The organism is Streptomyces sp. DSM 42067 (assembly GCF_055792885.1).
The window spans coordinates 7,059,631-7,079,125 of sequence record NZ_CM147706.1 but is presented as its reverse complement, the minus strand read 5'-3'; the positions used below and the strand labels follow the sequence as shown (position 1 = coordinate 7,079,125).

Here is a 19,495-nt window from a genome sequence, read left to right as displayed (position 1 = left end):
CGGACGACTGCCCACAGGTGGACGGCGCCTAGTGCCTCCAGCGAGCGAGGCGGCGTCAGGCGTCAGGCGCGCTCGGGTGCGTTCGCGCGGCCGTTCGTAGCTGTTTGCCGGATTCGGTGGAACCGGTGGGGCGCCTGCGGCAGTCTTGCTGATCATGTCCACCCTTCCGCCTCAGCAGACCGCTTCCACGCCCGTCGCCGGCCACATGGTGGTCTGCGGGGACGATGCGCTCGCCCACCGGCTCGCCGCCGAGCTGCGCGGGCTGTACGGCGAGCAGGTGACGTTGGTCGTGCCGCCGGCCGGCCGGAGCGGGCGGCCGCCCGTCGTGGGGCGGGCGCCCGCCTCGTCGCTGCTCGAGCGGATGTCCGCAGCGGTGACGCGCACGGCCGGCAACGGCGCAGCCGCCAACGGTGGGGCCGCCAGCCGTGGCGCACCCAACGGCGCGGGCGCCAACCGTGGGACCGGCAACGGCGCGGCCCGCAACGGCGAACCTCCCGCGCCCGAGCGGCTCCTGGAGGCCGCCGAGCCGACGGAGGAGATCCTGGCCGAGGCAGGGGTGGAGCAGGCGGCGGCCCTCGCACTCGTCCATGACGACGACGAGACGAACATCCGGGCCGCGCTGACCGCGCGCCGCATCAATCCGCGGCTGCGCCTGGTGATCCGGCTCTACAACCGCCGGCTCGGCCAGCACCTGGAGGCCCTGCTCGACCAGGCGGCCGCGCTGGCCGCTCCCGGACCGGACGCGGAACCCCACGACGCGTCGACCACCGTGCTGTCGGACGCCGACACCGCCGCACCGGCCCTGGCCGCCACCGCCGTGGCGGGCACCAGCAAGGTCGTCCACGCCGACGGTCTGCTGCTGCGGGCGGTGGAGCGCACCCCGCCGGGGCCCGGCGATGTGGCCGACCCGGGGCTGTGCACCCTGGCTCTGCTCTCGGCGACCTCCACGGACCCGGCGGGAAGCGAGGGAGCGGAAGGCAGCGGGGCGGAGGGGCCACAGCTCCTGCCCGACGAACGGTCGGTGGGCTCGGCGACCGGCCGCGGCACGGTCGTGCTGGAGACGGTGTCGTACTCGGGCCCGGCCCTGCCCGCCGGCCGCAGCGCGCCCTTCGCCTCGCTGCTGTCGCGCCGGCTGCGCTGGTCGTTCGCGTGGCTGGTGGGCAGCATGGTGGCCCTCGTCGTTGCGGCCATGCTGACGACCGGCGAGCATCCGCTGACAGCCACGTATCTGACGCTGCTGGATCTCTTCGGCATGAACGACCCGGCGGTGGACGAGGGGACCAGCCGCAAGGTCCTCCAGCTGCTGTCCGGGCTTGTCGGTCTGCTGCTGCTTCCGGTGCTGCTCGCCGCCGTGCTGGAGGCGCTGGGCACGTTCCGCAACGGGTCCGCGCTGCGTCGGCCGCCGCGCGGGCTGTCCGGCCATGTCGTGCTCCTCGGCCTCGGCAAGATCGGCACCCGGGTGCTGGCGCGGCTGCGCGAGCTGGACATCCCGGTGGTGTGCGTGGAGGCCGACCCGGAGGCGCGGGGCCTCCCCCTCGCCCGGCGGCTACGGGTGCCGGTGGTCCTGGGCGACATCACGCACGAGGGCGTCCAGGAGGCCGCCAAGATCCATCGGGCGCAGTCCCTGCTCGCGCTCACCAGCTCCGACACCACCAACCTCGAGGCCGCGCTGGTCGCCCGGTCGGTCAGGCCCGATCTGCGGGTGTCGCTGCGGCTGTACGACGACGACTTCGCGACCGCCGTCTACCGCACCCTGCGCGCAGCGCACCCGGGCGCGCTGACCCGCAGCCGCAGCGTCTCGCATCTCGCCGCGCCCGCCTTCGCCGGGGCCATGATGGGCCGTCAGGTCCTGGGGGCGATCCCGGTCGAGCGGCAGGTGCTGCTGATCGCCGCCGTCGACGTGGCCGGTCATCCGCAGCTGGAGGGCCGCACGGTCGAGGAGGCCTTCAGGCCCGGCTCCTGGCGGGTGCTCGCCCTGGACTCCGCCGCCCCCGGGGACCGGCTGCCCGACCTGTCCACCGCGTCCTCGCCGTACGCGGACAAGCGGCCGCCGGACCTGGTCTGGGATCTGCACCCCGGACATGTGCTGCGCCCCGAGGACCGTGTCGTCCTTGCCGCCACGCGCCGGGGCCTGGCGGAACTCCTCGGGCGGCGGACCCGGCAGCGCACGCATGCCTCCTGAACGGCGTACGACCCTGACTGCATGCGCCCATACGCCCATACGCCCATAGACCCATAGGCCCTGACCGGCCCACGGGCCCCGGTCGGCGTACAGCCCTGACCAGCTACGGGCCCTGACCAGCTACGGGCCCTGACCGGCGTACGGGCCCGGTCGGTGTACGGCCCTGACCGGCGTACGGGCCCCGGTCGGCGTACGGGCCCGGGTCGGCGTGCGGGCCCGGTCGGCGTACGGCCCTGACCGGAGTACGGGTGCGGACCGGCGCACGGGTGCGGACCGGCGTACGGACGCTGACCGGCAGTCGCGCGGGCCCCGAAGCGGGGACACGCGGCTGCTCGGTGTGATCACCGCATCGCACCTGCTCCATGAGCTCCTGGTGGCGGCGGGGGCAGTCGGCTCGCCGTGACCGGTGACGCGGCCTGCGGCACGCAGAAGGAAGCTGGGCGTGCGGGCGCGGCGCGGCTGCCGCATGGCCGCGGCATGGTTGCCCGCGCGTCCGCGGCACGGCCGATGTGCGGCTGTGCGGCTGTGCGGCTGTGCGGAAAGCCGCGCACCGTGCTCGACCGTGCACCGTGCTCGACCGCGCACCGATCAAGTCATATCGTGGCAATAGTGCCAGTAACGGCACATTTCAGGCGCCTTGGACGGCATCAGGCTTGAGGGGGTCGTCATGCTCGAGGACCTGCTGGCAGCGGCGGCGGGATTGGGTTCTGCCGCGGTGGTGTACGTCATGGCGGCAGCCAAGATCGTCAAACAGTACGAGCGGGGCGTGGTCTTCCGCCTCGGGCGCGTGCTCGAGGGCGTACGCAAACCGGGCTTCACCATGATCATCCCCGTGGTGGACCGGCTGCGGAAGGTGAACATGCAGATCGTGACGATGCCCGTGCCCGCGCAGGAGGGGATCACACGGGACAACGTGACGGTGCGCGTCGACGCGGTGGTCTACTTCAAGGTGGTCGACGCGACCTACGCGATCGTCCAGGTCGAGGACTACCGCTTCGCCGTCTCCCAGATGGCGCAGACGTCGCTGCGCTCGATCATCGGCAAGAGCGACCTGGACGACCTCCTGTCGAACAGGGAGAAGCTCAACCAGGGCCTGGAGCTGATGATCGACAGTCCGGCGGTGGGATGGGGCGTGCAGATCGACCGCGTCGAGATCAAGGACGTGTCCCTGCCCGACACGATGAAGCGGTCCATGGCCCGCCAGGCCGAGGCCGACCGGGAACGTCGCGCCCGCGTCATCAACGCCGACGCGGAGCTGCAGGCCTCCAAGAAGCTGGCTGAGGCCGCCGGGGTCATGTCCAACCAGCCCGCCGCGCTCCAACTCCGCCTCCTGCAGACCGTGGTGGCGGTCGCCGCCGAGAAGAACTCCACGCTGGTGCTGCCCTTCCCCGTGGAGTTGCTGCGCTTCCTCGAACGCGCCCAGCAGCAGGGCGCGCCGACTCCGACCCCCGCTTCCACTGCGGCACCGGTGACCCAGGCGGATGCACCGGCCCAGGTGGATACAGCGACCCAAGCGGACGCGTCCACCCGAGCAGAGGCACCGGCCGAAGCCGAAGCCGATGCACCGACCGGCATCAGCACCGGCACCGGCACCGGCACCGGCACGCCGGACGAGTCGCCTGAGCTCGAGGCGCCCTCCTGGACACCCTTGAACGCCACTCTCGAGACGCCTGAGCCCTCCTCCCACAAGGCCGACAAGGCCAAGGCCTGATAAGGCCGGACGAGCCGCCGGAGGCCACTGGCGTGGTCTCCGGCGACAGGCGTGGTTCCCGAGACCCTTGGTGCGTGCTACACACAGGCGGGTCACAGTTCCTGTCCGCCAGCAGGAGGTTGAACCATGTCTGCGTCCGCACAGCCCGCGTCCGCGCGCTTCCCGGAACAACGGTCCGCGGAACGACGATCGTCGGAACACCGCCCCTCGGAGCACGGCCCCTCGGAGCACCGGCCATCGGAGGGCAGCCGGCCCTCGGGACAGCAGTCCGCGACACGACGCCAAGTCCTCGCCCGTACCGGCGCGGTGGGCGCGGGGATCGCCTTCACCGGCGCACTCTCCGAACTCTTCGCGGGTACGGCCGCCGCCCAGGGCAGGACCGGATACGGCCCCCTCGTACCCGACCCGGACGGCCTGCTCGACCTCCCGAAAGGGTTCCGCTACAAGGTGCTCTCCCGCGAGGGCGACCCCCTGCGCTCGGGTGAGGGCATGGTGCCCAGCAACCATGACGGCATGGCCGCCTTCGCCGGCAGACAGGGCCGCGTCCACCTCGTGCGCAACCACGAGAACCGCGTCACCGGCAGGGTCCCGGTGCCGACGGTCGACGGCCTCACCTACGACCCGGCCGCCAAGGGCGGCTGTACCGCGCTGACCCTCGACGGCCGCAACGACGTCCTGGACGAGCGCGTCGCGATCGCCGGCACCGCCGTCAACTGCGCGGGCGGGCCGACCCCTTGGGGCACCTGGCTGACCTGCGAGGAGACCGAGGACAAGGCCGGCACCAACGGCTACACCAAGGACCACGGTTTCATCTTCGAGGTCCACCCGTCCGACCCGCGCCGCTCCGGCGCCGTGCCGCTGACCGCGATGGGCCGCTTCCAGCACGAGGCGATCGCCGTCGATCCGCAGCGCGGCATCGTCTACGAGACCGAGGACGCCTTCGAAAAACCCTTCGGCCTCTTCTACCGCTTCCTGCCCGAGAAGCCGGAGGGCGGGCTCGGCTCCCTTCGCGCGGGCGGCAGGCTGCAGGCCATGCGCGTACCGGGGGTGCCGGACCTCTCCGCCATCCAGGAGACGGGCACGACGTTCGACGGCATCGAGTGGGCCGACGTCCCGGACCCGCTCGCCACCTCGACACCCATCCGCCTCCAGGACTTCGGCCCGAAGGGCATCACGCACGCACAGAAGCTCGAGGGCTGCTACTGGGGCGGCACGTCCGTGTACTTCGTCTCGTCGTACGCGCGCAGCCGCGAGGGCTCGGCCGCCGACCACTTCGGGCAGATCTGGCGGTACGACCCCGCCCGGCGCCGCCTCACCCTGGTGATCGTCTTCGGCCCGGGCACCGATGTGCAGCTGCCCGGCGAGGAACCGGACAACATCTGCCTGGCGCCCAGCGGCGGCCTCATGGTCTGCGAGGACGGCGAGGGCGCCCAGCACGTGTACGGCGTGACGCGGCGCGGCGAGGTCTACGCGATGGCGCGCGGGCGTCAGAACATTGGTACACCCGAGGCGCCGGAGTGGGGAGAGTTCGCCGGCGTGACCTTCTCCCCCGACGGCGACACCATGTACGTCAACTGCTACACGCCCGGCACGACCTTCGCGGTGACGGGGCCCTGGTAACAGTCCGGAACCAGGAGCGGCCCGGGCCCGTGCGCCCGGGCCGCTCCGGCACCCACAGCCTCCGCCTTGCGGCACTCAGAGCTCCCGTGCGGTACGCACTGTCACCGCGTCCCTCCACGGCTTGCGCCTGCGCATTCGGGGGCGTACAGGATTGGACGACACCCTTTCGGACGTACAGGATTGAATACGGGGATTCCGGGCGTCCCGCAGCGGTGCAACGCGATGGCGAGCACGTAGGAAAGAAGGCGATCGCCATGCAGAACGACGCAACCTGGCATGTGGATCTGGGCATCCAGGAAGACGGCAACGACACCGGGGCCAACGCGGCGCTGAGGCTTCCGGACAGCACCGAGCTCAAGGCTCACGGGCATGCCAAACGGCACCCGGACGACCCGGTGCAGAATCGCGTCGGCGAGGAGCTGGCCGCGGCACGGGCGCTCAACGACCTGGCGCGGCAGCTGCTGCGCAAGGCGGCCCATGAGATCGAGGAGTCCACGCACGTGCCGGCGCATCCGCACCCGTGATCACGTGAGGCCGCTGTCTGGCCAACCGCGGACGCGGCAGACGGCTCACTGTGCATCCGGTGGCCGGGTGACTCGATTCCGGTGAGCGATGACTCCGGTTCCGGCGAGCGGGTGAGTCCGGTTCCGGTGAGCGGGTGACTTCGGCGGGGCGAACGAGGGCGTACGGCGCTTCGCCTCGCCGATAGGTCGGTTTTAGCACTATATGTTCGCTGGGTGATCACCTCTGCACGGAGAATCATCACGCGCCGTGCGTGGAGCGCCTCGCTCTGCGCGCTGGGCGCCGCACTCGTCGGGTGCGGCGCCCACGGCGTGCAGGACGCCGGACTCCCGGAGCGCCCAGGCCCGCCGGCCGCCACCACCGCATCGCCGGCCTCCACCGCATCGCCCTCGGCCACGTCGTCCCGGCCGCCCACCCTCGCGCCCGGCCCCGCCGGACTGACCCCGGTGTTCACGAACGGTCCGCGCACCGGCGGGAAAACAGTGGCGCTCACCTTCGACGCCGACATGACCGCGGACCAGGGCTCACGCGCGGCAGCCGGGGAACGCTTCGACAACCCCGAGCTCGTCGCCACACTGCGCCGCCTGAAGGTGCCGTCGACCGTCTTCATGACCGGACGGTGGGCCGAGGAGTACCCGGACGAGGCCCGTTCCCTTGCGCAGGACCCCCTCTTCGAGATCGCCAACCATTCGTACAGCCACTACGCCTTCACCTCCGACTGCTACGGCCTGCCGACCATCGGGACCGCACGGATGCGCTCCGACGTGGAGCGCGCCTTCACGGCGTTCCGCGAGGCGGGCGTGGCGCACGCGATGCCGTACTTCCGTTTCCCGGGCGGCTGTTACGACGACCGTGCCCTCCGGGAGCTGACCCCGGTCGGCGTCACGGCCGTGCAGTGGGACGTCGTGAGCGGCGACGCGTTCGCGACGGATGCCGATGCGGTGGCGCAGCAGGTGCTGGACGGGGTCCGGCCCGGTTCCGTCGTGGTGATGCACTGCACGCGCAGCGCGGCTCCGGCGACGGAGAAGGCGGTACGCACGATCGTCCCGGAGCTGCGGGACCGCGGGTTCCGCTTCGTGAAGGTGTCGGAGCTGATCGGGGCGGAGGCCGGCGGCCGCGGATAGGCGGTCGACCGGCGAGGGGCCCGGGGCGTCGCGTTCTAGGCTGGCGGCATGGAGGACTCCTACTGCACCACCGGCAGCGCGACCGGCCCGGACGCCGCCGCCGACACCGCCGCGGCCGCGCCCGGCACCGCCACGCACGTGAAGGCGGACGGCCCTCCCTTCGCCGAGTGCGTACTGTGCCGGGAGCCCACCGAGTATCCGGAGTCGTACAAGGGCATCACGCTGTGCCCGGTCTGCGAGTGGCAGGAGGCGCAGCGCAGCGCCTGCTCCGGCTGAGGCGCCGGCCGGTACGGTACCGGCCGGCCCGGCCAGGCCGGAAGAACCGATCATCCCCCTGGCAGACTGGACCGGTGAGCAGCCACGACGCCCCCAATGCGCCCGACACCGACACGACCACCGCATCCGCGCCCCCACGCGCCTCGAGCACCACGGAGTCCGGATGCGTGGCCCCGGAGAGCCCCTTCCGTTCCGGGCGCACCGTGCGCGACACCGTCACCCAGTTCGTACTGCCCCTGGTGGTACGCATCGAGCGCGCCGCTCCCCCGGCCCGTACGGACGCGTTGGAGACCGCCGCCCGTGCCGTCCTGAGGATGTTGAGCGACGAGCGGTCGCTGGGCGACGGGGCGTGGGCACAGGCGGTGCGGGACTGGGAGGACGCGCGGATCCGCAAGGTGGTGCGGCGAGCGCGTGGGTCCGAGTGGCGGCGGGCCGAGGCACTGCCCGGCATCACGGTCCCCGGCAAGTCCGCCGAGGTGCGGGTCTTCCCGCCGGTGCCGTTGGACGGCTGGCCGAAGGACCTGGCGCGTCTGCAGGTGTCGGGCACGGACCTCGACGACCCGGAGCCCCCGGCCGACGCCGATGGGAGCGCTCCTGTGCTGTGGCTGAACCCCGGCGTCGAGATGTCGGCGGGCAAGGCGATGGCCCAGGCGGGCCACGGTGCCCAACTCGCGTGGTGGGGGCTGCCGGACGAGGAGCGCACGGCCTGGCGCGACGCGGGCTTCACGCTGTCCGTACGGACGGCGGACCCCGCTCACTGGGACGAACTCACCTCGGGCGGACTGCCGGTGGTGCGCGACGCGGGCTTCACGGAGATCGCCCCCGGCTCGTGCACAGTGGTCGCGGACCATCCGGCGCTGCACCGGCGTCGCTGACCGGGCGAAGGCCCCGGACTGTCCGCAGGCCGAAGCAGGACGCGGCCCGAGACAAGGCGCCGACCCGTTCACCGGCCCTCGAACATGCCGGTGAATATCCCGGTGAACATCCCGGCCACTGCCTACGTACCTCTCGATACCGCCAAGTAGGTTGAAGTGCTTTGCACGCGGCGGTTGATTCAGGTGATCGAGCAGAGGCAGCTGGCACACCGGGAGGCTCATTTGCTGCGGCGGATCAACGGCACGGGACTCGTCATCGCGGCACTCGTCGCCACCATCGGCGCTCTCGCCTTCCCCGTCTGGTCGTACGCCGACCGGTCGGGCACCGGCCCCGCCAACCTGGCCGCGGGCACCGTGGCCACGCGCTGGGGGCCGCTCTCCACCCTGGACCGCGAACTGGTGGTCAAGGTGCGTCTCGCCGGCCTGTGGGAGATACCCGCAGGCCAGCAGGCCCTGGAACGGGCGCCCACCGAGGCGATCAAGGCGACGGGTGACCATCTGATCGTCGGCCACACCGATCTCGACGAGCGGGTACGGAACGTCGCCGCGCAGCTCAACATCGAGCTGCCCAACCAGCCGACCGAACAACAGCAGGGCTGGCTGCGCGAGCTGACGGAGGCGCAGGGACAGGAGTACGAGCGGAAGTTCGCCAACCTGCTGCGTGCCGCGCACGGCAAGGTGTTCAGCGTGATCGCCCAGGTGCGCGACAGCACCCGCAACGCCCTGATCCGGCAGCTGGCCACGGACGCCAATCAGACCGTGCTCGACCACATCACGATGCTCGAAAGCACCGGGATGGTCGACTTCGACGCGATAGCGAACGGTTCCGCGGCCACCCAGACCGCGAGCCCCACCGGGCCTCCGCCGCCCTCCGGCATCGCACCGTCGGCACCGCCGGCCGGCCCGACCGGCGACATCTCGGTCACCTCACGGCCGTCGCCCACGGCGCCGGGACAGGTCAACACGGACCGGCCCGCTCCCGAGTAGCCCGGTCCCGAGTAGCCCGGTCCCGAGTAGCCCGGTCCCGAGTAGCCCGGTCCCGAGTAGGCCGACCACTCCCACGACCGGTCCCAGGCAGTGCGGGTCTCCCTGGCCTCCCTGGCGCCGGAACCTCAAATGTTGCTCTGAACGTCCCCGTACGTGGGTTCGGTGCCAGGCACCGGGGCCATGACTCCGTCACATCGGCACGCCGCGTATCGGCTGCCGGCGGAGGCCACACAGGGTCTGAGTGAAGGAGGGGGAAACATGCAGCACTTGGGTACCGGAATCGGCTGGCGGCCGGAGATCGCCGACGCGGTGGAACGGATGCCGGGCATCGACTGGGTCGAGGTCGTCGCGGAGAACGTGTGTCCAGGGCACCTTCCCGAGTCCCTGCGGCGGCTGCGCGAGCGCGGTGTCACGGTGGTGCCGCACGGGGTGTCGCTCGGCCTGGGCGGCGCGGACCGTCCCGACGAGGAGCGGCTGACCGCCCTCGCCGAGCGCGCGCGGGCCCTGGGCGCCCCGCTCGTCACGGAGCACATCGCGTTCGTACGGGCCGGTGGCGCGCTCACCGCCTCGCAGCAGCTGGAGGCGGGGCACCTGCTGCCGGTGCCGCGCACCCGCGACGCGCTGGACGTGCTCTGCGAGAACGTACGGATCGCGCAGGACGCACTGCCGGTGCCGCTGGCCCTGGAGAACATCGCGGCGCTGATCTCCTGGCCGGGCGAGGAGATGACCGAGGGGCAGTTTCTGTACGAACTGGTGGAGCGCACCGGCGTACGTCTGCTCATCGACGTGGCGAACCTGCACACCAACCACGTCAACCGAGGTGAGGACCCGTCGGCGGCACTCGACACACTGCCCGTCGAGGCCATCGCCTACGTCCATGTGGCGGGCGGCTTCGAGCGCGACGGCGTGTGGCATGACAGCCACGCCCACCCGGTCCCGGAGCCGGTCCTCGACATCCTCGCCGACCTGGCCTCCCGCGTGACCCCGCCGGGCGTCCTGCTGGAGCGCGACGAGAACTTCCCGGACACGGAGGAGCTGGAGGCGGAGCTCGACGCGATCCGGTCGACAGTGTCGCGGGCATCGGCGGGGGAGGTCGCCGACGCGAAGGAAAACCGTGGGGAGGCCGCCGCCCCGAAGGAAGGCCGTGCGGAGGCCGCCGATCCGACGGAAAGCCGTGCGGAGGCCGCCGTCCCGGCGGAAGCCCGTGGTGAGGTCGTCCCGGCGGACACTCGTGCAGAGGCCGCCCTCCCGGACGAAAGCCGTGGAGCCGGCGCGGCACGCCAGCGCGTCGCGCTCGCGCAGGCCTCGCTGCTGTCCGCGCTGGTCGGCGGGACGCCCGTCCCCGAGGGGTTCGACCGGGCGCGGCTGAAGGTGCAGTCCCAAGCGCTCACCTCCAAGCGGGCCGACGTCATCGCCAAGGTCGCGCCCGAACTTCCGGGAATCCTCGGGGACACGTACCGCGCCTCCTTCTTCGCGTACGCCCGGAAGCAACCGATGACCGCTGGTTACCGTCGTGACGCGCTCGGCTTCGCCGAGCATCTGCTGCTCGCCGGGAAGCTCGAAAACGCCGAGACCAGGCGGCAGTTGACGGAGTGGTGGCTCGAACGGACCGGTCCGAAGCCGCCGTCCCCGCGCCCCGTGGCCCGCCTGGTCCGCGCCGCCGCGTCCCGCCTCGCGCTGCACCGGGGGTGACGTCATGGACACCGTGACGATCTCGATCCTGTACTACGTGCTCATCGGCGGTTCCTCGATCGCCCTGATCATCGCGCTCGCCAGGTCGCACGGCGGCGGTGCGCCCGTCGGCGCGTTCCTGCACGACGCTCTGGAAGCCGCCTTCCTGTCCGGCGGGCCCGGCCGGGTCGCGGACACGGTGATCAGCGCAATGCACGAGGACGGGCGGCTGATCGTCGGATGGCCGGGCATCGTCTCGATCCGGCAGGGCGCCGCCGCCCACAACACCGCTGAGAGCGCGCTGATCACAGCACACTCCGCCGCTCCCAACGGCGCCCTGCACCAGCTGCGCGTCGGCGTGATGCGCAGTCCCGCCGTCCAGTCGATCGGCGACGGGCTCGCGGCACGCGGCCTGCTGATCCAGCCCGGCGCGCTGCGCCCGATCCGCCGCTGGGCCATCACGCAGATCCTGCTGTGCCTGGCGGGTTTCCCGCTTGCGATCGTCCTGACCTTCGTACAGTTCGCACACTATGACGGGTACGACTTCGCATTGCCTTTTGTCTTCCAGGTTTTCCCTGCCGTGCTGTTCGGCATCGTGGTCGGAGCGGTGTGCTCTGCCCGTGCCGGGAAACGGCTGACCGGCGCCGGCCGGAGTGCCCTGCGCCAGTACGCGGCATCCCCCGCCGCCCGAACCGGGGGCGCCGCGCACCTGGTGGCTATGGGCGGCCCGCGCGCGGTGCCAGACCCGGAGCTGCGGACCCGGCTGGCGGCGGCCGCTCGGACGCGGGTGAGCGTGGGCGGCAGCTCGTCCTCCGGCTCCTCCTCGTCCGCCTCCCATGACGCCTCGCTGTGGGTCGGCGGCACCGTCATATGGTGCGGCGGAGGCGGAGCAGGTGGCTCCGGCGGTGGTTCCTCGTGCGGCGGTTCGAGCTGCGGAGGGTCCAGCTGCGGGAGCTCTTCGGGCGGTTCGAGCTGCGGAGGGTCGTCCGGTGGGTCGAGCTGCGGAGGGTCGTCCGGTGGGTCGAGCTGCGGCGGCGGTGGATCGAGCTGAGGAAGCTCCTCGTAGCCCTCCTGCGGCGCACCGCGTACCGAAGTTGACGTACTCATGCGCGTATGGCGACAGCGCGTACCCGAAGCGCATTAGCGTGCGGTGCCGCAACAGGAGGCACCATGCGATCCATCAACGGCACCGGACTGATCGTCGCGGGGCTCACCGCGACACTGGTCGCGCTGATCTTCCCCATCTGGTCTTACGCGGACCGCTCGGGCACCGGCCTGGACACGCTCAACGCCCAGACCGTCTCGACCAGATACGGCCCGCTGTCCGCTCTGGACCGGGACTTCATCACCAAGGTGCGGCTCGCGGGCCTGTGGGAGCTGCCCGCGGGCCAGCAGGCCGAGGAGCGCGGCACCACGAAGGCCGTGCAGACCGCCGGTGAGCACCTGATCGAGGGTCACACCTTTCTGGACGCACGGGTACGCGAGGTCGCCGCACAGCTCAGCCTCGAACTGCCCAACCAGCCGAACGCCCAGCAGCGCGCATGGCTCACGGAGCTGAGTGCGGCACGCGGCGACGCGTACGACACGCTGTTCGCGAACATCCTGCGGCGCGCCCACGGCAAGGTCTTCTCCGTCGTGGCGCAGGTGCGCGCCACCACCCGCAACTCGCTGGTCCGCGACCTCGCCGACGACGCCAACACCACGGTCCTGGACCACATCACGGTGCTCGAGGACACGGGGCTCGTGGACTTCGACGCGATAGCGAGGGACGCCGCCACGACCGGCCCGCAACCGGTGACCAGTTCCCCCGCGCCGCCCGGCCCGGCCCGTTCCCCCAGCCCGCCCGTACCGGTCACTCCCTCCGACTCCTTCTCGCTGCCTCCGGCCGCGTCCCGGCCGAAGCCGGCGGACACGGGCGACGAGAGCACCGACCCGGGCAAGAGCAAGGATGACAAGGACGACAAGAGCGAGGAGAAGGACACGGAGGAGAAGGAGAAGGACGAGTAGTCAGGTCGAGGCCGCCGAGAAGGCCCAGGCTGAGGCTCCGGAAATCCTGCGACGAGCAGGCGGCCCGGCGGCCGGAGCGGACAGAACGTCACCTATGGAACACACTCCGTCCACATCCTGAACACACCATGGCCAACGGCGACTTCATCGCATAGAAAGCCGCCATGTTCTGGGTCCCTCTCCTGCTTCTCGCCTGGGCCGCAGCCGGCGTCTCCTGCGCCCGGCTGTGTCTGGCGGCCCTCCGTGCCGCCGCCCTCGAGGCGGACACCGCGGCGGCGGAATCCGTCACCGGCCGCGACCATGACCACCTCGGTGGCCACGACCGTGAGTTGACGCTCTACGAGGCCGCCTTCCTGTCCGGCGGCCCCTACCGGGTCGCCGACCTGACCCTGGTGGCGATGGCCCGTCAGCGCCGGCTGCTGCTCGCGCACACCGGCTGGGCGACCGTGGTCGACGCGCAGGGGCGGGACGACATGGAGCGGTCGGTGCTGGGAGCGATCGGCCCCGGTGGCCAGTCCCGGATAGCGCCGATACGTTCCGCGGCTGCGGCCGCGGAGGCGGTGCGCGCACTCGCCGACCGGCTGGTCGCGGCGGGCCTCGCCGTGCCGGACGGGGCGCGTACGACGGTGGCGGGCGCGGTGCGCCAGGTGCAGGCGGCCGCGGTGGCCGTGGCGGTGCTGGGGGGAGTCGCGCTGCTGATGCCGACGGAGCAGGTGGCGCAGGGTTACCGCGTTCCGGTCGTGGCCTGGTTCGCGTTGCCTCTGCTGCTCACGCTCGGCTGTCTGGCCATCGCCCGTTTTGAAGTGCATCCGTACACGCGCTGGGCGTCACCGGCCGGTCAGCGACTGCTGGGGAGTCTGGCGCCGCAAGACGGTGCCGCCGACGACCGGGCGTATCTCACGACTGTGGCCGTCCGGGGCATCCACGCCGTCCCCGATCCCGACCTCAGGGCGGCGTTCGCGCATGGCGCGTCCGACCGGGAGGCGACGCAACGGGGTCATTGACCCGACACCGGCGGTCCGGTGCTTTACTTCACCGTTCACCGATCTAATTATCCCTTTTGTTCAGTTGGTCCCTGACATCGGCCTTCTGACGTTCCATCAGCCGTCGGCGGCATGAGCGCCCATGCGCCGGACGAGCCGAACGAAGGGATGCCGAAGAGCGATGAGAGCAGCCGTCATCAGCGGAGTCGCCGGGTCCATGGTCCTCACGGCCCTCGTCGCAGCACCCGCGGGCAGCAACACCCCGACCGGGAGCACCTCGGCCACAAGCACCTCGGCCCACAGCACCTCGGCCGACAGCGCCGCAGCGGAGATGCGCGGCACCGCTGTCGCCGCCGCGCGCGCCGCGGCCGCCGGTATCCGCTTCGGCGCCTGTCCCGAGGTGGAGAACCTCCCTGACCACATCCGGTGCGGCACGGTGACCGTGCCGCTCGACTACGCCGACCCCGACGGCAAGCAGATCAAACTGACCGTCAGCCGCGTCGAGGCCACCGGCCGGGTCGAGGCCGCCGGCAATGCGCCCGTCACCGGCGGCGACGACAGGAACGGCAGGAACGGCAAGGGCGGCGGCAAGAGCGCTCCGGTCGCCCGCCAGGGGGCACTCGTCTTCAACCCCGGCGGCCCCGGCGCCTCCGGCATGTACTTCCCGATGGCCGGCGGCATGCCCGAGTGGCAGCGCATCGCGGCCGCGTACGACCTGGTCGGCTACGCCCCGCGCGGCGTCGGCCGGTCGGCGCCGCTGTCCTGCCAGGACCCGAAGCAGTTCGTGCAGGCGCCGACGCAAGCGCCTACGCACCCTTCCGAGTCGTACAAGAAGCAGCACATCGCGGAGGCCAAGGCGTACGCCCAGGGCTGTGCGCGCAGGGCGGGGACCGCGCTGCGGCACTACACGACGCTCAACAACGCCCGGGATCTGGACGTGCTGCGCGCCGCGCTCGGAGAGCGGAAGCTGACGTTCGTCGGCGCCTCCTACGGCACGTACATCGGGGCCGTCCACGCCACGCTCTTCCCCTCGCACGTGCGCCGCATGGTCTTCGACTCGGCGGTCGATCCGGACCCGCGGCAGATCTGGTACCGCAACAACCTCGACCAGTCGTTCGCCTTCGAGCAGCGCTGGGAGGACTTCCGCACCTGGGTGGCCAGGCACGACAGCACGTACCACCTGGGCGCCACGCCCGAGGCGGTGCAGCTGAGCTACGAGAAGGTACGGGCGGAGCTCGCGCGGCGGCCGGCGGGCGGCAAGGTCGGCCCCGGCCAGCTGCAGGCCGCGTATCTGAAGGCGGGCTACTACGACGACTACTGGCCGATGCGTGCCGCCGCGCTCACCGAGTATCTGAGGGGCAACCCTCAGCCGTTGATCGGCCAGGCGGCCCCGCATCCGCAGGTGGCCGGCGAGGAGGAGAACAGCGCCGCCGTCTACACGGCGGTCGAGTGCAACGACGCGCCCTGGCCCACGGACTGGGCGACCTGGGACCGCGACAACACCCGTCTCGCGCGCGTGGCGCCCTTCACGACCTGGGACAACGCCTGGATGAACCTGCCGTGTGCCTTCTGGCCGGCGCCGCGGCAGCAGCCCGTCGACGTGGGCACCGCCGAGGGCGCGCTGCCGCCGACCCTGATCCTGGCGGCCGAGCGGGACGCGGCCACGCCCTACCAGGGGGCGCAGGAACTGCAGCTCCGGCTGCCCGGCTCCGTCCTTGTGACGGAGCGGGGCGCGGGCACGCACGGCATCGGGGGCGGCGCCAACCAGTGCGTCAACGGGTACCTGGACGCGTATCTGCTGGCGGGGCGCCTGCCGACGCTCCGCGCCGGCTGCGCCCCGCATGCCGAGCCGAAGCCGTTGTCGCTGCGCTCCGGCTCAACGGGAGCGGGCCCGACGTAGAGCCTGCTGTACGTCGGGGGTTGTGCCCACCCGTTCCGCCCTGCGGAACGCCTGCCCACAACGGAAGCCGGTCAGGCCAGGCCTGCCACCAGCTCCGCAACCGACTTGCGGCGGCCCGTGTAGAACGGGACCTCCTCGCGTACGTGCCTGCGGGCCTCGGAGCCGCGCAGGTGGCGCATCAGGTCGACGATGCGGTACAGCTCGTCGGCCTCGAAGGCGAGGATCCACTCGTAGTCGCCGAGCGAGAACGAGGCGACCGTGTTGGCGCGCACGTCCGGGAAGCCGCGGGCCATCTTGCCGTGGTCCGCGAGCATGGTGCGGCGCTCCGCGTCCGGCAGCAGGTACCAGTCGTAGGAGCGGACGAAGGGGTAGACGCTCACGTAGTTGCGGGGCGTCTCGTCGGCGAGGAACGCCGGGATGTGCGAGCGGTTGAACTCGGCGGGGCGGTGCAGCGCCATGTTCGACCAGACCGGCTCGAGCGCGCGGCCGAGCTTGGTGCGGCGGAAGAGGTTGTACGCCTCCTGGAGCTGGTCGCTGGTCTCCGCGTGCCACCAGATCATCAGGTCGGCGTCCGCGCGCAGACCGGACACGTCGTACGTGCCGCGGATCGTCACGTCCTTGGCGGCGAGCTGGTCGAAGAGCTCCTGGACCTCGTCGGCGTAACCGGCGCGGTCCTCGGGCAGCACGTCCTTCAGCTTGAAGACGGACCACAGCGTGTAGCGAATGACCTCGTTGAGGTCCTTGGCCAGCTTGCCCTTGTTCGGGATCCTGCCGGACTCGGTGGTGCCGGGTTCGGTGATGGGGGCGTCGTCACTCATGGGGCTATTCTCCCGCTCCGCCGTGCAGGCTCTGCACCGGGTTCGCGGTGAGCTCCTGCACACCTCGGCGGTCGCCCGCCAGCTGGTCCACGGCCGCGTACGCACTGGCGATGCACGCCGGGATGCCCACGCCGTCGTACGCCGCCCCGCACACCGCGAGCCCCGGCAGCTTGCTGACGTGCTCGCGGATACGGGCCACGCGCGCGTGGTGGCCGACCGGGTACTGCGGCAGGCCGCCCCGCCAGCGGGTGACGCGGGTGGCGACGGGGGCGACGCTCAGGCCAGTGGCCTCGCGCAGATCGTGCCGGGAGAGCGCGACGAGCTCGGCGTCCTCGCGGCCGAGGTCCTGCTCCTCGCCGTACCGGCCGACAGAGGTGCGCACCACCAGCAGCTCCGGGTTCTCTTCGGCGATCCACCCCCACTTCTGGGAGGAGAAGGTGGACGCCTTGATGGTGCGGCCGTCGACGGGCGGCACGAGGAAGCCGCTGCCCTCGGGGAGCCGGGCCTCGTCCCGCCGGTACGCGAGGGTGATCAGCGCCATGGAGGCGTACTCGACGGTGCGCAGCTCGGCGGCCGCGGCCGGCGACTCCGAGGCCAGCAGCGCGGCGGCGGCCGGCGCGGGGAGGGCGAGGACGACGGCGTCGGCCGTCTCGACGTGGTCGCCGACCCGCACCTCCCAGCCGTCGGGCGTCCGGCGAAGGCCGCGGACGGGGCTGTTCAGTCGGATCTCACCGCCACGCGCGCGTACCGACTCCGCGACCGCGAACGGGAGCTCGCCGATGCCGCCCCTGATGCCCATGAAGACGGGGCCGGTCTGCTGGTTCTGCGCGGCGCGCGCCTGGATGTCGCGGACGGCTTCCGTCAGCGAGGTGTGGGAGCGGGCGGCCTCGAAGAGCTGCGGGACGGCGGAGCGCATCGAGATGCGGTACGCATCCCCTGCGTAGACGCCGCCGAGCAGGGGCTCGACGAGCCGGTCGACGACCTCGCGGCCGATGCGCTCGGCGACGTAACCGCCGACCGCGACGTCGTCGCCGATCTCGGTGGGCGGAAGATCGCGGTCCTGCTCGATACGGCGCAGCCCTTCGTCGGACAGGACGCCGGACAGTGCGTCGGCGGTGCCGGGCACGCCCATCACGTGCCCCTTCGGCATGGGCCGCAGCGCGCCGCGGGTCCAGATCGACGCGGTCGCGGTGGCGGGCGGCTGCAGCCGGTCGCCGAGGCCCACCTCGCGGGCGAGGGCGACGGCCTCCGGGCGGCGGGCGAGCATCGACTCGGCGCCGAGGTCGACACGCGCGCCCGCGATCTCCCCGGCGTGCAGCTTGCCGCCGATGCGGTCCGAGGCCTCGAGCACGGTCACGCGCGTGGCGCCCACGGGCGAGCCGTCGGGCGGGCCGCCGGGAGAGCCGCCAGGTGAGCCGAGCAACCGGTGGGCGGCGGCCAGGCCGGCGATTCCACCCCCGATGACGACGACATGACCCGAACCCGTACGTGTGTCCCCTTCGCGCATGCCTCCACTCTCTCAAACCGCGCATGGCGGCCAGACCCGGCACCGGTGGACCCGACGAGTCCCGACCGTGACCCCATCGGGACCGGACAGCGACAACGAAACCAGAGCCCCGGGCGTCGAAGGAGCACCAGTCCTCACCAACCCCGGGGGTACGCCGAGATGTTCGCTCGTGGCACGTCCAGGCACCGAGACGGCACGTCCATACACCGACACGGCCCGTCCAGGCACCGATCGGTCCAGGCGCTGTCGGCCGTCCTGCTGGCGGCGGCGCTCGCGTTGGCGGGATGCGGGGCCAATGACAGCGCCGGCAGCTCCGCCGACAGCGCCGCCAAGGCGGCCCCTCCGGGCGCCGGGAACGCCCGGGAGGGCGCGGCCGCTCCCGGCGGCCAGGCCGACAGCGGTTCCGGCGAGCAGGCGGGCGACAAGGCGACCACCCCGCCGAAGCTCACCGGCACCCACGTCATCCGTACCGCATCGCTCACCGTGCTGGTCAAGGACGTGCAGAAGGCGCTCGACGAGGCGCGCTCGGCCGCCGAGGGCGCGGGCGGCATCGTCGGCAACGAGTCCACGATCCGCGACGAGGACAGCCGCGAGGAGTCCCGCGTCGTACTGCGCGTTCCCACGGAGCGGTACGAGGAGGTGATCAACGAGCTGCAGGGCACGGGAAAGCTCATGGAGCGCAAGGTCAAGGCGCAGGACGTCACCGACCAGGTCGTCGACGTCGAGAGCCGCATCAAGACGATGCGCGCGAGCGTGGAACGCGTGCGTGAGCTGATGGACAAGGCCACGAAGCTGAGCGATGTGGTCGCGCTGGAAGGCGAGTTGAGCAGCCGTCAGGCGGACCTGGAGGCGCTGCTGGCCCAGCAGGCGTCGCTCAAGGACCGCACGAGCCTGGCCACGATCACCCTGACGTTCTACGAGAACCCGAAGAAGCAGGTCGTGAAGAAGGACGACGACCCCGGGTTCCTGGATGCGCTGGCGGGCGGCTGGCACGCGTTCGTCACGCTGCTGCGCTGGATAGCGGTCGCCTTCGGCGCGGCCCTGCCGTTCGTGGCTGCGGCGGCTCTGATCATTCTGGTGTGGCTGCGGGTCGTACGCTCCCGGCTGCCTCGCGGTGCGCGGACACCTCTGCAGGCGGGCGGTCCGGCGGGGGACCCAGCGACAGGTACGACGTCTGCGGCGCCCGCGGCAGGCCCGGGGCCCGCGGCACCCACTGCGCCCGCGGCTCGCGCAGCCGGCGGGGATGAGGAGCAGGGAGGCGACTCCGCCAAGCAGGAGTGACCTGGCGGAGTGATCTCGCCTTCGGGCGGCA

The 19,495-nt window shown here is 72.0% G+C and carries 16 protein-coding genes; 14 read left to right on the top strand and 2 right to left on the bottom strand.

Annotated elements, in window-relative coordinates; translation table 11 throughout:
• Positions 1-205 precede the first annotated feature (205 nt).
• The 13 genes from ACSMXV_RS31955 to ACSMXV_RS31895 all read left to right on the top strand — a co-directional run bounded on the left by ACSMXV_RS31955 (position 206) and on the right by ACSMXV_RS31895 (position 15,858).
• Entirely contained in the window at positions 206-2,182 is a 1,977-nt protein-coding gene (locus ACSMXV_RS31955) for a potassium channel family protein (protein ID WP_473179121.1), read from the top strand.
• Between the two features lie 667 nt (positions 2,183-2,849).
• Positions 2,850-3,893 carry a slipin family protein gene (locus ACSMXV_RS31950; RefSeq protein ID WP_473174610.1) on the top strand — a complete coding sequence of 348 codons (1,044 nt, stop codon included), beginning with the start codon at positions 2,850-2,852 and terminating at the stop codon, positions 3,891-3,893.
• 126 nt (positions 3,894-4,019) lie between these two features.
• Positions 4,020-5,513: a PhoX family protein gene (locus ACSMXV_RS31945; RefSeq protein ID WP_473174609.1), complete on the top strand. Its 1,494-nt coding sequence runs from the start codon at positions 4,020-4,022 to the stop codon at positions 5,511-5,513.
• Positions 5,514-5,767: 254 nt separating this feature from the next.
• Positions 5,768-6,037 carry a DUF1876 domain-containing protein gene (locus tag ACSMXV_RS31940; RefSeq protein ID WP_473174608.1) on the top strand — a complete coding sequence of 90 codons (270 nt, stop codon included), beginning with the start codon at positions 5,768-5,770 and terminating at the stop codon, positions 6,035-6,037.
• 213 nt (positions 6,038-6,250) lie between these two features.
• The gene (locus tag ACSMXV_RS31935; RefSeq protein ID WP_473174607.1) at positions 6,251-7,159 is read left to right on the top strand and encodes a polysaccharide deacetylase family protein; all 909 of its coding nucleotides are present in this window, start codon (positions 6,251-6,253) and stop codon (positions 7,157-7,159) included.
• Positions 7,160-7,207: 48 nt separating this feature from the next.
• Entirely contained in the window at positions 7,208-7,435 is a 228-nt protein-coding gene (locus ACSMXV_RS31930; RefSeq protein WP_473174606.1) for a hypothetical protein, read from the top strand.
• 167 nt (positions 7,436-7,602) lie between these two features.
• Entirely contained in the window at positions 7,603-8,310 is a 708-nt protein-coding gene (locus ACSMXV_RS31925) for a peptidyl-tRNA hydrolase (RefSeq protein WP_473179120.1), read from the top strand.
• A gap of 225 nt (positions 8,311-8,535) precedes the next feature.
• Positions 8,536-9,297, top strand: coding sequence for a DUF4142 domain-containing protein (locus ACSMXV_RS31920; RefSeq protein WP_473179119.1), 762 nt, complete (start codon positions 8,536-8,538; stop codon positions 9,295-9,297).
• 258 nt (positions 9,298-9,555) lie between these two features.
• The gene (locus ACSMXV_RS31915; protein ID WP_473174605.1) at positions 9,556-10,989 is read left to right on the top strand and encodes a multinuclear nonheme iron-dependent oxidase; all 1,434 of its coding nucleotides are present in this window, start codon (positions 9,556-9,558) and stop codon (positions 10,987-10,989) included.
• Positions 10,990-10,993: 4 nt separating this feature from the next.
• On the top strand, positions 10,994-12,019 hold the full coding sequence (locus ACSMXV_RS31910; protein WP_473174604.1) for a TIGR04222 domain-containing membrane protein: 1,026 nt from the start codon (positions 10,994-10,996) through the stop codon (positions 12,017-12,019).
• Positions 12,020-12,138: 119 nt separating this feature from the next.
• Positions 12,139-12,975 carry a DUF4142 domain-containing protein gene (locus ACSMXV_RS31905; protein ID WP_473174603.1) on the top strand — a complete coding sequence of 279 codons (837 nt, stop codon included), beginning with the start codon at positions 12,139-12,141 and terminating at the stop codon, positions 12,973-12,975.
• A 164-nt stretch (positions 12,976-13,139) separates the two neighbouring features.
• A complete protein-coding gene (locus ACSMXV_RS31900; RefSeq protein WP_473174602.1) occupies positions 13,140-13,979 on the top strand; it encodes a TIGR04222 domain-containing membrane protein in 840 nt (279 codons plus the stop codon).
• Between the two features lie 160 nt (positions 13,980-14,139).
• On the top strand, positions 14,140-15,858 hold the full coding sequence (locus ACSMXV_RS31895; protein WP_473174601.1) for an alpha/beta hydrolase: 1,719 nt from the start codon (positions 14,140-14,142) through the stop codon (positions 15,856-15,858).
• A gap of 71 nt (positions 15,859-15,929) precedes the next feature.
• Here ACSMXV_RS31895 and hemQ read toward each other — a convergent pair whose 3' ends face one another.
• Together hemQ and hemG are read right to left on the bottom strand one after the other, a co-directional pair.
• The gene (hemQ, locus tag ACSMXV_RS31890) at positions 15,930-16,676 is read right to left on the bottom strand and encodes a hydrogen peroxide-dependent heme synthase (protein WP_473174600.1); all 747 of its coding nucleotides are present in this window, start codon (positions 16,674-16,676) and stop codon (positions 15,930-15,932) included.
• A gap of 4 nt (positions 16,677-16,680) precedes the next feature.
• Complete coding sequence (hemG, locus tag ACSMXV_RS31885; protein WP_473174599.1) at positions 16,681-18,183, bottom strand: protoporphyrinogen oxidase; 1,503 nt, start codon at positions 18,181-18,183, stop codon at positions 16,681-16,683.
• Between the two features lie 159 nt (positions 18,184-18,342).
• Here hemG and ACSMXV_RS31880 point away from each other — a divergent pair, with 159 nt between their 5' ends.
• Entirely contained in the window at positions 18,343-19,464 is a 1,122-nt protein-coding gene (locus ACSMXV_RS31880; RefSeq protein ID WP_473174598.1) for a DUF4349 domain-containing protein, read from the top strand.
• The last annotated feature ends 31 nt before the right edge of the window (positions 19,465-19,495 follow it).